Consider the following 14,645-nt stretch of genomic DNA (forward strand, 5'->3'; position numbering starts at 1 on the left):
GCGTGGGAACGATCAGAGACAATTTGAACTGCCGGGGGGCTCAGCTCGCTTGCTTCATCTGCCGCACCGGCAATTCCACGCGGAAGGTGGTGCCGACGCCGACTTCGCTGCGTACCGTGATCTCGCCGTTGTGTTTTTTCACGATGCCGTAGGACAACGACAGCCCGAGCCCTGTGCCCTGGCCGATGGGTTTGGTGGTGAAGAACGGGTCGAAGATTTTCTGCAGGGTATCGGGGGGGATGCCCGAGCCGTTGTCGGCGACTTCGATCCATACGGTTTCATCACCGACGCCGTTGCGCAGGGTGATGGTGCCGCGCTCGGGGCCGATGGCCTGGGCGGCGTTGACGATCAGGTTCATGATCACCTGGTTGATCTGCGACGGCAGGCATTCCACCTCCGGCAACGGTGTGTACTCCTTGACCACGTCGGCCTTGTACTTGATTTCATTGGCGACGATGTTCAACGTCGAATCCATGCCCTGCTGCAAATTAGCCATCTGCCATTCCTGGCTGGAATCGACGCGAGAGAAGTCCTTCAGGTCCTTGACGATTTGTCCGACGCGGCCGATGCCATCCTTGGACTCCTTGATCAGCAACGGGATGTCTTCGACGAGAAAGTCCAGCTCTACCTGTTCGCGCAGCTTGCGCAATTGCACCACCAGCTCCGGCGAGGCGATGGCCCCCTCGGCGCTGCCGTAGGCGCTGAGCATTTCCTGGAGTTTGCCGAAGTAGCCGTCCAATGCCCCCAGGTTGGAAGAAATGAAGCCGATCGGGTTGTTGATTTCGTGGGCCACCCCAGCCGCCAACTGGCCCAGCGAGGCGAGTTTTTCCGATTGCACCAGTTGGGTTTCCAACATCTTGCGTTCGTCGATTTCCATTTGCAGCAGCTCGCTGGCCTGTTTGAACGCCTGGGTGCGTTGTTCCACCAGGTCTTCGAGCTTGTTCATTTTCAGTTGCGCACGGGAGGTCATCTCCCATTTGGTGGTCAGGGTGTTGGCCATCTGTTGGACTTCGATGTTGTCGAACGGCTTTTTCAGGATCAGCAAACGGTCGTGGCCGTTCAGGCGATCGAGCAGTTCATCCCAGGAATAATCCGAGTACGCGGTGCAGACCACCACTTGCAGCAACGGATCGCGTTTCCAGAGTTCTTCGATGGTCTTGGCGCCATCCCAGCCTTCGGGCATGCGCATGTCGACAAAGGCCAGGGCGTAAGGACGCCCTTTTGCGGATGCCTCCAGCAACTTGTTCAGGCCTTCCTGCCCGCCATAGGCCGAGTCGAGTTCGAACACCGTGGCGGTAGGTTTTGGTGCATCGCCGAACAGCGCGCTTTCCATGTCCAGCAAGTCAGCGTTGCTGTCATCCTCCGGGGTGAGGATCTTGCGGAAATCTTCATGAATGGCGGGTGTATCGTCGATCAACAGGATGCGGCGGTTACTCATGCTATTCATGGCTCACCTTCTGCAAGTTTCAGGGGCAGTTGCAGTTGGAACGTCGCCCCCCTGCCTGGCCCCTCACTGTGGGCGGTGAGGCGGCCTTCCATTTCAATGGCCGCCAATGCGCAGCTGTGCAGGCCAAAGCCGTGGCCGTCCTTACGCGTAGTAAAACCGTGGGCGAAGATGCGCGTCATGTTTTCCTCCGGGATACCTTCGCCTTCGTCCTTGACGCTGATTTGCAGGGTCTGGCCATCGACGACGGCAGCCTTCAGGGTCATGTTACGCGCATGATTGGAAACCCCCGCCATGGCGTATTTGGCATTACTGATCAGGTTGATCAGGATCAACAGCAAGCGGTGCTTGTCACCCATGATCCGCGGCACTTCGCCGTATTCCTTGATCACCGTAACATGGTGACGGGTCAGGGCGCCCGAGTTCATGCGCAGGGCATCTTCAAGCAGCTCGCTGACTACCAAGGGTTCCAGCAGGCTGTTGGCCCCGGCATAGGATTGCTGCGTGGAGACGATGTCCTTGATGTGGTCCACGCTTTTGCTCAACTGGGCCAGTTCGTCGGTCAGGCCCTGTTGCTCTAGCGCGATGGCCTCGACCAGTTGGTTGAGGTAACCGGGCAGCAGCTTGCCTTTGGCGTCTTCGGTGAGAAAGTGCCCGAGGTCATCGGCGTGTTCGTTGATCAGTTGCATCGCCTTGCCCAGCCCCTGGGCCTTGCTGCTGCGCAGTTTGCGGCTGACCAGGTCGGCGGAGATGTTCACGCTATTGAGCACGTTACCGACGTTGTGCAGCACGTTGGTGGCGATTTCCGCCATGCCGGCCTGGCGAGCGGTGTCCATCAATTCGCTCTGGGTGTCCTTGAGCTGACGGGTCCGTTCTTCAACCCGCTGTTCCAGTTCATCGTTGGCGCTTTGCAGGGCGTTGTTGACCCGTTTGATCTCGGCGAAGCTGCGTACCAGCCGGATCGCCAGCCAGATCAATATCAATACCAGGAACGTGGCGAATACCAGCAGGTAGATGTGGTTACGTTCGTATTTGGCCGCGGCTTTGCCCTGGTCTTTCTCCAACAGGTCGGTAATGGTGTCCAGGTGCCTGGCCACGGGAATCGCTTCAATGGCCTCCAACAGCTCATTGACCCGCGGTTGTTCGCGCAGGATCAGCGCGATGTGCCTGCTCAGGATGTCAACGGGGCCTTGAAGCCCCTGGGGCATGCGCTCCTTGTTGACGTCCAGCCGGTTCAGTCCCAGCAGCACGTCGGCAGCTACCTCGGGGGTGCTGAGCTGGGCGAACTCCATGCTGCTGAGCAACAGGTCATAGGTGTCGATGGCGACGTTTTGCAGCTGCAGCCGCTCGGTGTCAGCCAGCCGGGCGAATTGGGACTGGATGTCGTCTTCGGCGGCGGGCAGGAAGGCCATGGAGTTGCGCAGCACCGCGTTGTGGGACTTGAACTGTTCCACCAGCCGGGTTTTTTCCTTGATCGCCTTGAGGTACTCGTCGCGCTGGGCTTCCCAGAGCGACGGTTTGTGGCGCCCGGGCTCCGATTCGATGGCGTCCAGACGCTGCCATAGGCGCGACATTTCGTGCAGGGGCGAGACCAGGGGGTCGTAGTTGTGGGTCAGGGCGATCCGCGACTTGAGCACCTCGTTGTCCCAAATGGCGTCTTGCTGCTTGAGCAGGCGGATCAGATCCCGGGACTCAATGTACGAGGCGGCCTGCTGGGCCCCCGAATTGACGTACATGAACAGCAGGACCGAAGCCAGTAACAGGCCGATGAACGCAAGACCGAGGCGACGGAGAGTGGTCATAGAGGCTTGCCTTCCGATTCACCGGTCAGGGTCTTGAGGAATTCGACGATCAGGGTCGTATCGTTTTTCAGAGGCTCGCGACCCAATTGGTACTTGAACATGACCTCCACCGCGCGTTCCAGGGTCGGTGCCGACGCGTCATGGAAATACGGGGCGGTGACGGCCACATTGCGCAGGCTGGGCACCTTGAAGACCTGGCGGTCGGCTTCGTCGCCGGTAATGTTGTAGCGTCCTTCGTCGGCTCGGGTGGGATTGCCCCGGTCCTTGATGTAGTCGCCCATGACCCCGAACTTCTGGAACATGTTGCCGCCGATGTTCACGCCTTGGTGGCAGGCGATGCAGCCGTACTCCTTGAAGCGCTGGTAACCGAACTTTTCCCGGGGCGTGAGGATGTCGGTATTGCCCAGCAGGTATTGGTCGAAGCGCGAATTGGGCGTCTGCAAGGTGCGCTCGTAATCAGCCAGTGCGCCCTGGATATTGGGCTTGGTCACGCCATCGGGGTACGCGTCCTTGAAGTCCTTGGCATAGCCGGGGTCATCGGCGATGCGCTTGACCACGGCTTCCCAGGTGCTGCCCATTTCCACCGGGCTGGTCACGACCGCGTTGACCTGTTCTTCCAACGTGTCGACGCGGCCATCCCAGAACTGGTGGAAGTTCAGGCCGGCATTGAACACGGTGGGCGTGTTGACCTCCACCGGCTTGCCATCGAAGCCTAAGGAAAACGGCTTGTCGTCGGCGCCGCCTCTGTCCAGGCGATGGCAACTGGCGCAGGACAGGGTGTTGTTGACCGACAGCCGCGGGTCATTGAACAGCCGCAGCCCCAGTTGGACGTGCTTGGGGTCCAGGGCCGGAGCCGGTGGCAGGGGTTTGAGGGGTTCGTCCAGTGGCTCGGCGTGAGCGGTCACGCTTGATCCCACGAGCAGGCCGAGAGCCAGAATCAGTCCATGTGACGCCATGGGATGCTTTCCTTGAAACTTTGGTTGATAACACTCAGGTGTTCACGAAAACGGGTTCTGGCGTTTTTCCCACTCGGTCATCCAGTCGGCGAAGGCCTGCGGTTCGACGGCCTTGCTGAAGTAATAACCCTGGACCTCCTCGCATTGGTGCTTCTTGAGAAATTCCAACTGCTCGAGGGTTTCCACACCTTCGGCAATGATGTGCAGGTTCAGGCTCTTGCCCAGGCTGATGATGGTGCTCACCAGCTTGGCGTCGTTGCTGTCGATGCTCAGGTCACCGACGAACGACTGGTCGATCTTCAACACATCCACCGGAAATTTCTGCAGGTAGCTCAGGCTCGAATAGCCGGTGCCGAAGTCGTCGATGGCCAGGCGAATCCCCAGCTGCTTGATGGCCTTGAGGATGGCGACCGTGGTATCGACGTTCTGCATCAGGACGCTTTCGGTGATCTCCAGTTCCAACTGTGTCGGAGCCAGGCCGGTTTCCTTGAGGGTGCGGGCGATGCCTTCGACGAAGCCGCGCTGGCGAAAATCGATGGCCGAGATGTTCACCGACAGGTACAGCGGGCGCATGCCCTGGGCTTGCCAGCGGCAGGCCTGCTGGCAGGCTTCCTGCAGCACCCATTGGCTCAGCGGAACGATCAGGCCGCTGTCCTCGGCCACTGGAATGAAATCCGAGGGATAGACCAGGCCATGATCCGGTCTGTCCCAGCGCACCAGCGCCTCGACACCGACCACCTTGCCGCTCTTGAGGTCGAGCTTGGGTTGGTAATGCAGCACGAATTCCTTGCGTTGCAGGCCCAGGCGCAGGCCGGATTCGATGGTCTGTTGCTGTCGGGCCCGGCGGTTCATGTCTTCGGTGAAAAACCGGTAGTCGTTGGGGCCGGTTTCCTTGACGTTGCGCATCGCTGTCTCGGCTTTCTTGATCAGCGCCACGGCGTCGAAACCGTCGGTGGGGTACACGCTGATGCCCAGGCTCGCGGTGACGCTCAGGTCATGGCCGTCGATGGGTTGCGGGGAACTGATGGCCGCCAGCAGTTTGTCGGCCACGCCTTTGGTCTGTTGCGGGTCGACGACATCTCCCAGTACCACCACGAACTCATCGGAACCGTAGCGAAACACCGAATCGGATTCACGCACCACGGTCGCCAGTGCCCGGGCCACTCGCTTGAGCATTTCATCGCCCACGGGATGGCCCAGCGCGTTATTGATGCGCTTGAAGCGGTCCAGGCCGATGAACATCACCGCCAGTTGCCGGTCGTGCCGGCGGCACTGGGCCATGGCCTGGGTCAGGCGGTCGCCGAGCAACATGCTGTTGGGCAACTCGGTGAGCACGTCGTATTGCAGCAGGTGGGACACCTTGAGCAATTCCTGGACGCGCTCTTCGATCGTGCGTTCCAGGCTGCGCATTTTTCTTGCCGCATCCTGGGCCAACTGCCATTTCCAGGTCATGGCGCTGGCCATCTGGCGGATTTCCAGGGTGTCGAAGGGTTTCTTGAGGATCAGCAACTGATCGTCGAACTCGATCCGTTCGGACATGGTTTCCCAGGAGTAGTCCGAGAACGCCGTGCACAGGGCGATTTGCAGGCGCGGGTCGGCCTCCCACAGCGCCTCGATGGTTTGCAGGCCGTCCCAGCCCGGTGGCATGCGCATGTCGGCGAACACCAGCGCATAGGGCTGGCCTTCGGCCTGGGCGCGCTTGACCAGTTCCAGCGCCTCCTCGCCCTGGTAGGCCGAGTCGATCTGGAATTGCAGCCGGCTGACCTGCGGGGTGCCGAACAGCAGGCTCTCGGTGTCGTCCAGTGAGTCATCGCTGCCGGCGCTGGGGCTGAGGATCTTGCGAAAGTCCTGGTGGATCGCGGGCGTGTCGTCCACCACCAGGATTCGCCGGTTGGCAGGTACCGACATTGGATTCATGGATTGCTCTCCGATAGCTGGCTCGCCGGTCGGGTCCAGTGGTCTGTCGCCGGAACGATGGTGCCGGCCTTGAGCAGTTCGGCGGCCTGGTCGCTGTCGACCACGGTGCTGAAGTAATGCCCCTGGGCCTGCATCTCCCCGCCGCTGGACATCAGCGTGGTGCGTTGCTCCTGAGTCTCGACGCCCTCGGCAATGATCCCGATGCCCACGTCCCGGGCGAAGTTGATGATCGCCCGCAACGTCGTGGCGTTTTCGGGGTCGGCGTTGGCGCTGTCGAGGAAACGCTGGGCAAGCTTGAGGTGATTGACCCGGTAGGTCTTGAGGTAATCGAACGAGGAGTACTCGGTGCCGAAATCATCGATGGCGATCTGCACGCCCAATTCGCAGAGGCGCGGCAGCACGTCGTTGTGGGTCCACTTGGTCTGGGCCAGGGTGGCTTCGGTGACGTCGAAGCGCAGGTCCCAGGGCGCCAGTTCCCAGCGCGCGGTGGTGCGCAGCACGTCGTAGATCAGTTCCGGCCCGGTCTTGAGCTGGGTCAGGGACAGGTCGATGGCGATCACCGGGGGCGCCATGCCCTGGTCGCGCCACTGGCGCATTTGTTGGCAGGCCTGGTCCAGCACCCAGTGCCCCAGGCCAATGATGATCCCGGTTTTCTCGGCGGCGGGCATGAAGACCGCCGGTTCCAGCCAGCCACGTTGGGGATGGTTCCAGCGTACTTGCACGCCCATGCCGAGGATCTTGCCGCTGCCGAGGTCGACTTCCGGCAGGTAGTGCAAGTGCAGTTCATTGTTTTCAATGGCTTGGCGCAGGTCGTTGGCGAGGGCGACCCGGTCGGTGACTTCCTGGTTAATTTCCTCGTTATGGAAATGGTACTGGTTGCGGCCCTTTTCCTTGGAGCGGTACAGGGCCATGTCGGACTGCGCCATCAGGCTGTCGGCACTCAGGCTCTGCGGGGTGTACAGGGCGATGCCGATGCTCACCGAGATCCGCACGTCGTTGCCGTCCAGGGAATAGGGCGCCACGAGCGTATCGCGGATCTTGCCCGCCAGCGCGGCGCAATGGGTCGCTTCATGGACGTCCAGTTGCAGGATGGCGAACTCGTCGCCCCCCAGGCGTGCCACCACGTCGTTTTCCCGGGTGCAGCCCTTGATCCGCTTGGCAACTTCCTGCAACAACAGGTCGCCGATGGGGTGACCCAGGGTGTCGTTGATCCGTTTGAAGTGGTCCAGGTCCAGGTAGAACATCGCAAACGGCGCCGCACCCCGACGAGCGGCGGCGAAGGCCTGGTGCAGGCGCTCGATCATGGTGGCGCGGTTGGCCAGTCCGGTCAGGCCGTCGGTGCGGGCCAGCAGGGCGATTTTCTCTTCGGCCAGCTTGCGCTCGGTAATGTCGAGGATGATGCCTTCTATTTCCAGCAACAGGCCTTGCTCGTTGCGCACCGGGATGTAGCGGTTTTCTACCCAGCGGTACGTGTCGTCGCCGGTGCGCATGCGGAACTCGATGGACGCGCCTGCGGTGTCGCGGTCCAGGACACGGACCATGGCCTCATGGACCTTCTCCTGGTCGTCGGGGTGGATCAGGGTTTGCGCCCAGTCCGGAGAATTGGTCAGTTGCGCTGCGGAATGGCCGAACTTGGTGATGTTGTGGGAGATGTACATCAATGCGAACGGCGGCTCGCCCCGCAGGCGATAGAGAATGGTCGGGCTGTTCTGCACGATGATGTTGGCGTCGGCCAGTTCGCGAGTGCGTTCCTCGACCGCGCGCTCGAGCATGTCCATTTTCAGCGCCGCGTCTTCGGTCATCTGCCATTTGACGGTCAAGGTGCTGGCCATCTGGCGGATCTCGATGGCGTCGAAGGGTTTTTTCAGGATGAGCAGGCGATCGCCCAGTTCAAGGCGATCGGCGATGTCTTCCCAGGAATAATCCGAGTAAGCGGTGCACAGGGCCACCTGCAGCTTGGGATCGGCGCGCCACAGCCGTTCGATGGTTTCCAGGCCGTCCCAGCCCGGCGGCATGCGCATGTCGATGAACGCCATGGCGAAGGGTTGCCCCTGGGCCAGCGCCGTTTCGACCTTGTTCAGGGCTTCCATGCCCTGGAATGCCGAATCGAGCACGAAACTCATGCAGGAAACCGCCACAGGCGAGCCGAACAGGGCTTGCTCGGCGCTGCTCAGGCTGTCCTGGGTGTTCGCCTCGGGGCTGAGGATCTTGCGGAAATCCTCATGGATAGTCGGCGTGTCGTCGACGATCAGGATTCGCCGATTGGTTTTATCCAACGGCAGGCTCATGGCCGTGCACCGTTTTGATGCTGACTATAGAACCCTGGAAACATCTGATATCCCTTTCGCTGGCATGAGTATTCGGCCTGTACTTGGCCCTTCATGGGGTACAGCATAGTCGCCTCATCGGGATACGCTCGGTCAGTGATGGCAAATGTGTCTAAATATTCGCAATCTACTAGCCTGTATTTCGGGGGTAAGGTAGAACGGTTGTCGTGAATAGGAGGGGGTTTCAAATGGAAGATCAATCGCAGGATGTTCCGGTAAGAAAGCCAGCGGTGCTGTTGGTCGATGACGAAGAGTCGATCCTCAATAGCCTGCGTCGGCTATTACGCAGCCAGCCATACGAGATCCTGCTGGCCGACAGTGGCGCCAAGGCCCTGGAAATTCTCAAGGAGCGGCCGGTCGACCTGGTGATGACCGATGCGCGCATGCCGAACATGGATGGCGCCACATTGCTGGCCGAGATCCGCAAGCTGTACCCATCGACCTTGCGCATCCTGCTCACCGGTTATGCCGATGTGGACATGATGACCAAGGCCATCAACGAGGGGCAGCTCTATCGCTACCTCAGCAAGCCCTGGAACGATGAGGAACTGGTGCAGGCCTTGCGCCAGGCCCTGTCCCACCAGCATTCCGAAAGCGAGCGCCAGCGCCTCGAAGCGCTGAACCGCGAGCAGAACCAGCAACTCAAGACCCTTAACGCCACCCTGGAAAAACGCGTGGCGTCGCGCACCTCCGAGCTGCAGCAGACCGCCGACATGCTCGATTTGGCCTATGACGAGCTCAAGCGCAGTTATGTGACCAGCACCGAAGTGTTTTCGCTGATTGCCAACCTGCGCCTGCCCAAGGCCAAGCAGACCAACCGGCAGATCATCGAGTTGATCAGGGTCTATAGCCGGCTGCATTTCCTCGATGAGTCCACCGACCGCGACCTGACCATGGCCGCGGCGCTCTACAACATCGGCAAGCTGAGCTGGACCGACAACATGATGGTCACGCCCGCCGACTTGCTGCACCACAACGAACTGGATCTCTATCGGGCCTATCCGAAGCAGAGTGAGTCGCTGCTGATGACCCTGGACCCGATGAAGGACGCGGCGCGGATCATTCGCCATCACCAGGAGCGTTGGGACGGCAGCGGCTTCCCCGAGCACCTCAGGGGCGAGGCCATTCCGTTCGGTGCGCGGCTGTTGAAACTGGCGGTGGACTTCATCGAGCTGCAGCGCGGGTTGATCCTGGAGCGGCAGATGAACAGCGACGAAGCGCTGGTCTACATTCGCAAGTACGCTGGCAAGCTGTATGACCCGGATATGATCGAGGATTTCATCAAGGCGTGTGCCGAATACCTGGAAGACGTGACCCTGTCGGACCCGACGGTACAAGTCTCCACCACGCGCGAGTTGACCGCGGGGATGATCCTGGCGCGCAACCTCAATGCCGACAACGGTATGTTGCTGCTCAACGCCGGCAAAATCCTGAGCGGGCCGTTGATCGAAAAACTCATTGCCTTCGAATCGATGGAGGGTGCGCGGTACAGCGTGTTCGTCAAGATCCCCGAAGAGCAGGCCGACCCTGCGGCGCCGAAGCCGATTTTGGGGTGACTGGGGGTTGGGGTGGATTGGATTGGATTGGATTGGGTACATATCCGTTGCTGCGGTAACGGCGGCTTAGGGTTCCGCCCTGACGGCGGGTCACTTTCGAAAAGCGCGAAAGTAACCAAAGCGCTCCTGCCCCACCACTCGGTGCCTCGCCTAGGCTCGGCATGCCCTCACTCCGGCATTGCTCCGTGGGCCCGCCGCGAAGGGCCATCCATGGCCCAGCGCGGCTACCTCGGCATCCATGCCGAGGTGCCCACTGCGCAATACCTACGTTCGGCCATCGTGGTTAACGGGGCGCCGAGATCAACGTCCACCTCGAGGCGGCCTTAGAGCCGACCTGGCTCTTCTGGTCGTACACCCATCAGACCTGTGGGAGCAAAGCTTGCTCGCGAGGCGGCCTAGTAGCCGACCTGGCTCTCTTGGTCGTACACCTGTCAGATCTGTGGGAGCAAAGCTTGCTCGCGAGGCGGCCTGACAGCCGACCTGATTCTTCCGGTCGTACCCCGATCCCATTGTGGGAGCAACTGTCTTGGATGATTTATTTAGCCATCTTTTCCAGGGACAGCGAGGCTCCCACAGCTCTGGGCTATGCAAGTCTGAAGGGGATTCCCATAATCACAATTCAGGCGATGCGGCCCTTCCACTCAGAACCCTCCCGGATCATTGCGTTTAGACGTACCAACAAGACTCGCATACATGCGATGAGCGCAACCTTGGCGCATTTACCTCTCTCGCGCAGCGCCTTATACCGCGCATTGAAGTCAGGCTGAAACCTGATCACAGACCAGCAGGCCATATACAGAGCGCGTCTGGCGGCGAACCTACCGCCACTGATGTAGCGTTTGCCTTTGTGCGTACCGCTATCGTCGTTGTAGGGGGCGATACCTGCTAATGCAGCGATCTGATGCCGGCCAACCTCGCCGAGCTCTGAAAGATAGGCCATTACACTAGCCGCCGTAACGAGACCGATCCCCTTAACCGAGCGCAGACGAGTAACTTTTTCACGGTCCAGGCTTTCAGCGCTTTGACGGATCAATTTTTCTATCAGCTTAACGGCTTCACATAGATAGTCGATATGACTCTGCAACGCGGGTTTGACTGCCTCAGACGAGGCCGTTTTAAGTCTGCGCTTGTCGTCATCTCTTTGCTGAACAAAGTTTTCCCGTTGCTGGACCAGTGCGCGTAAGTCGTCCTGTTCGGCACTTGTGACCCGGCTGTTAGCAGATTTGATAACCGCTGCAAATTGTGCCAGGAGGCGCGCATCTATCGGGTCGGTTTTAGCTTGTTGTCCCATTGCTTTGGCAAAGTTCTTGGCACGGCAAGGGTTGATCCGAATGACCTCAAAGCCTGCAGCCTGAAGCGCTTTCATGACGTTTCGTTCGTAACCGCCTGTGGCTTCCAGCAACACGCGACCGACCTGATGGAGCAGTAGCCAACCAATTAATCCAGGAAAATCACCCTCGGCGTTAGGGCAACTCACCCCGACATCTAACAGATCAACCTGAACCTGAAGACTGTCTTTGGAAACATCAATACCTGCTGGATAGGAAAACATAGCCAAACCCTCTTACACTCAAGGTGAGAGCGCTCTGGCTTGGCCCACGCTTGTAACTGTTCGAGGTGGGCTCGTTCAACTGTTCGGGCTCAATGACCAGAGTGGAGAGGTGAGTGGCAGCATGGGCTCCCACACGTGCTTTAAGCACTTCGGGCGTTCAGCTTGCCGCCCACCGCTCTCATCTTCAGTCTAATCGCAGCGCAAGACACAAGCGGGCTTGCTCGCGAAGGCGGCCTGACAGCCGACCAGGATTGTGGGAATGGTCGGACAATCCTCCGGGTTGCAGCAGATTTTTCCGACGAACTCTGGCGGTTGCCGGGTGGGAAGGGCTGTCGCTAGTCTTTTCCCGTCGCTGCAAATTCAGCGGCCGGGCTTGGAAATCCGATAAGTAGACGGCGCGAAAGCGCCCTTCATGACGTATGCTTGCGGTCGTTTTTTGACCATGCTTTCGTTATGGCAGCTGTGCGCGGGAGACCTTCGGGTCTGTCGGGCTCGTTTACCCCGGTTTTCCAACCTGCGTACGGCTGCCACCCCTCGCTTGGAAACGAACGTGGCAGCTCCAACCTGTAGACGGAGTGTCACCCTATGTTCAAAGCCACACCCAATCCCCCCGAAACCGATCCCCAAGAACTCGATGAAGCCGCCAAGCGCGCCATCGACCATTATCTCGACCCCAAGCCTCAAGCCAAAAAGAAAAAGCCCTCAGGTCAACTGTTCACCGTCGTGGACGGTGTCGACACCGAAAGCCTGCTGGCCAACCTCAGCGAAACTTTGGCCTCAGCCGATGCCATGGTCAGCGACCTTGCCTTCGACCTTAAAGGCTCGCGACGCCATGTTGCCCTTGGCATTCAGCAACTGATCGAGCTGGGCGCTTTATTGGCGAATCGGATGCTGGACAACGTCAATACACAACCCTGACCACACCGCGCGCAGAAGCGAGAAGGCTCGCTTCCACAATTGGACCGGGGTACGACCGGGAGAGCCAGGTCGGCTGTCAGGCCGCCTCGCGAGCAAGCTTTGCTCCCACAGATCTGATGGTTCCCACAGATCTGATGAGGTGTACGACCGCAAGAGCCAGGCCGGCTACTAGGCCGCCTCGCGGCGGACGTTGATCTCGGCGCCCCGTTAACCGCGCTGGGCCATGGATGGCCCTTCGCGGTGGGCCCACGGAGCAATGCCTTCGTTCAGGCATGCCGAGCCTAGGCGAGGCACCGAGTGGTGGGGCAGGAGCGTTTTGTTTACTTTTGACTGGGCCGGCTTCCGGGCTTCTCAAAAGTGAGCCGCCGTCAGGGCGGAACCCTAAGTCGCCGTGACCGCAGCAACGGATATACACACCAACCCCAATCGGTCGAAACTGACCACAGGAACTGCACTGATTTTTAGTCCAGCACCAGGCTTTGCTCCCACCCCTACGCGTTGTAATCTCCCCGTCACTTTCCCGGCCAAGGCTTCGATCACCCATGACCACTTCCCTCATCCGCATCGCCGCCGCCCTGTTGCTCGGGCCGGATGGTCGAACCTTGCTGGTGCGCAAGCGCGGCACCCGGGCCTTCATGCAGCCGGGCGGCAAGATCGAGGCCCATGAACAGCCCGTGCAGGCGCTGGCCCGTGAGCTGGAGGAGGAGCTCGGGCTGCAGATCGACCCGGCACAGGCCCGTTACCTGGGCGTATTCAGCGCTCCGGCGGCCAACGAGCCGGGGTTTGTCGTGCAGGCCGAGGTGTTTTTGCTGAGCATCGACGCCCCGGTTTCGCCGGCTGCCGAAATTGAAGAGGTGTGCTGGATCGACCCGGCCGGCGACAGCAATCTTTTGCTGGCACCGTTGACAGGCGAGGTGATCCTGCCGTTTTATCGAGCGACACTTCTCGCTACCTGCTGATTCACGCCTCAAGGACTGACGCTCATGATTCCATTGCCGGACCTGTTGATTTTCGCCGCCGCCGCGTTGCTGATGGTACTGACGCCCGGCCCGAACATGATCTACCTGATCTCCCGTTCGATCTGCCAGGGCCGCAAGGCCGGCGTCACCTCCCTGCTGGGGGTGGTGGCGGGGTTCTTCGTGCACATGTTCGCCGCGGCCGCCGGGTTGACGGCGGTGTTCCTGGCGGTGCCTGTGGCCTATGAAGTATTGAAGTGGGCCGGTGCGCTGTACCTGTTGTGGCTGGCCTGGCAGGCCGTCAAGCCGGGCGCGCGTTCGCCCTTCGAGGCCCAGCAATTGCCGGCGGACTCGACGCGCAAGCTGATCACCATGGGCTTTCTCACCAGCGCCCTGAACCCCAAGATCGCGGTGTTCTACCTGTCGGTGTTCCCGCAGTTCATCAGTCCGGAACACGGTTCGCTGTTCACCCAGAGCATTATCCTGGGCCTGACCCAGATCAGCGTCAGTTTCAGCGTCAACCTGTTGATCGCCCTGTTCGCTGCAGGCATTGCCTCATGGTTCGTCCACAACCCGACGTGGCTGGCGGCGCAGCGCTACTTCATGGGGTTTGTCCTCGGTGCGCTGGCGTTGCGACTGATGCTTGAACAACGCAGGACGGCGTGAGCATGTGGATCGAACGGTTGGATGCCAGTCATGCCCTGGCCTACCGCGAGCTGATGCTTGAAGCCTACGATTGCCATCCGCAGGCGTTCACCTCCAGTGTGCGGGAGCGGGCAATGATGCCGTTGAGTTGGTGGGAGGGGCGATTGACCAGCAAGCTCGATGTGCTGCTGGGCGCGTTCGAAGCAGGCAAGTTGGCCGGCATCGTTGGCCTGGCCTTCGAAGCGCGGGAAAAGGCTCGCCACAAGGCAACACTGTTTGGCATGTATGTGTCGGCCGATTTTCGTCAGCACGGTTGGGGTCATGAGCTGGTGCAAGCAGCACTGGCCGAGGCGCAAAACCATCCTGCACTGAAACTCATCCAGCTCACCGTTACCGCCGGCAATGAGGCCGCCTTCAAGTTGTACCAGCGCTGCGGCTTCATCCAGTTCGGACTTGAACCTTTAGCAGTGCGGGTGGGCGAGGATTACTTCGACAAAATCCACATGTGGCGCCAGATATCGATGCCTGAGATCAAGTGCGAAGAGGTCGATTCGCCCCTGTCCCGATAATCG

General features: G+C 60.2%; 11 protein-coding genes. 5 read left to right on the forward strand and 6 right to left on the reverse strand.

Annotated features, from left to right (window positions below):
- Window positions 1-40: 40 nt before the first annotated feature.
- The 5 genes from AB4O22_RS02260 to AB4O22_RS02280 are packed head-to-tail and all read right to left on the reverse strand — an operon-like array spanning window position 41 to window position 8,407.
- Window positions 41-1,447: an ATP-binding protein gene (locus tag AB4O22_RS02260; protein ID WP_223471461.1), complete on the reverse strand. Its 1,407-nt coding sequence runs from the start codon at window positions 1,445-1,447 to the stop codon at window positions 41-43.
- The gene (locus AB4O22_RS02265; protein ID WP_223471462.1) at window positions 1,444-3,246 is read right to left on the reverse strand and encodes a DAHL domain-containing protein; all 1,803 of its coding nucleotides are present in this window, start codon (window positions 3,244-3,246) and stop codon (window positions 1,444-1,446) included. Before AB4O22_RS02265 ends, AB4O22_RS02260 begins: the two co-directional genes overlap by 4 nt.
- Window positions 3,243-4,202: a cytochrome-c peroxidase gene (locus AB4O22_RS02270; RefSeq protein ID WP_223471463.1), complete on the reverse strand. Its 960-nt coding sequence runs from the start codon at window positions 4,200-4,202 to the stop codon at window positions 3,243-3,245. Before AB4O22_RS02270 ends, AB4O22_RS02265 begins: the two co-directional genes overlap by 4 nt.
- A gap of 42 nt (window positions 4,203-4,244) precedes the next feature.
- A complete protein-coding gene (locus AB4O22_RS02275) occupies window positions 4,245-6,119 on the reverse strand; it encodes a putative bifunctional diguanylate cyclase/phosphodiesterase (RefSeq protein WP_060614112.1) in 1,875 nt (624 codons plus the stop codon).
- Window positions 6,116-8,407: a GGDEF/EAL domain-containing response regulator gene (locus AB4O22_RS02280; protein WP_039013839.1), complete on the reverse strand. Its 2,292-nt coding sequence runs from the start codon at window positions 8,405-8,407 to the stop codon at window positions 6,116-6,118. Before AB4O22_RS02280 ends, AB4O22_RS02275 begins: the two co-directional genes overlap by 4 nt.
- A gap of 227 nt (window positions 8,408-8,634) precedes the next feature.
- Between AB4O22_RS02280 and AB4O22_RS02285 the strand changes: the two genes are divergently transcribed.
- Complete coding sequence (locus tag AB4O22_RS02285) at window positions 8,635-10,002, forward strand: HD domain-containing phosphohydrolase (protein ID WP_460095824.1); 1,368 nt, start codon at window positions 8,635-8,637, stop codon at window positions 10,000-10,002.
- Between the two features lie 619 nt (window positions 10,003-10,621).
- Here AB4O22_RS02285 and AB4O22_RS02290 read toward each other — a convergent pair.
- A complete protein-coding gene (locus AB4O22_RS02290) occupies window positions 10,622-11,554 on the reverse strand; it encodes an IS110 family transposase (protein WP_460095826.1) in 933 nt (310 codons plus the stop codon).
- 585 nt (window positions 11,555-12,139) lie between these two features.
- Between AB4O22_RS02290 and AB4O22_RS02295 the strand changes: the two genes are divergently transcribed.
- From AB4O22_RS02295 to AB4O22_RS02310, 4 genes are all read left to right on the forward strand, one after another.
- Window positions 12,140-12,472 (forward strand): DUF6124 family protein, encoded by a 333-nt coding sequence (locus AB4O22_RS02295; RefSeq protein ID WP_003205177.1) that lies wholly within the window; start codon window positions 12,140-12,142, stop codon window positions 12,470-12,472.
- A 542-nt stretch (window positions 12,473-13,014) separates the two neighbouring features.
- Window positions 13,015-13,431, forward strand: coding sequence for an NUDIX hydrolase (locus AB4O22_RS02300; RefSeq protein WP_003205175.1), 417 nt, complete (start codon window positions 13,015-13,017; stop codon window positions 13,429-13,431).
- A gap of 24 nt (window positions 13,432-13,455) precedes the next feature.
- Entirely contained in the window at window positions 13,456-14,094 is a 639-nt protein-coding gene (locus AB4O22_RS02305) for a LysE family translocator (RefSeq protein WP_003205173.1), read from the forward strand.
- Window positions 14,095-14,096: 2 nt separating this feature from the next.
- Window positions 14,097-14,642: a GNAT family N-acetyltransferase gene (locus tag AB4O22_RS02310; protein WP_003205171.1), complete on the forward strand. Its 546-nt coding sequence runs from the start codon at window positions 14,097-14,099 to the stop codon at window positions 14,640-14,642.
- Window positions 14,643-14,645 lie beyond the last annotated feature (3 nt).

This window comes from Pseudomonas sp. S3_B11 (assembly GCF_054667715.1).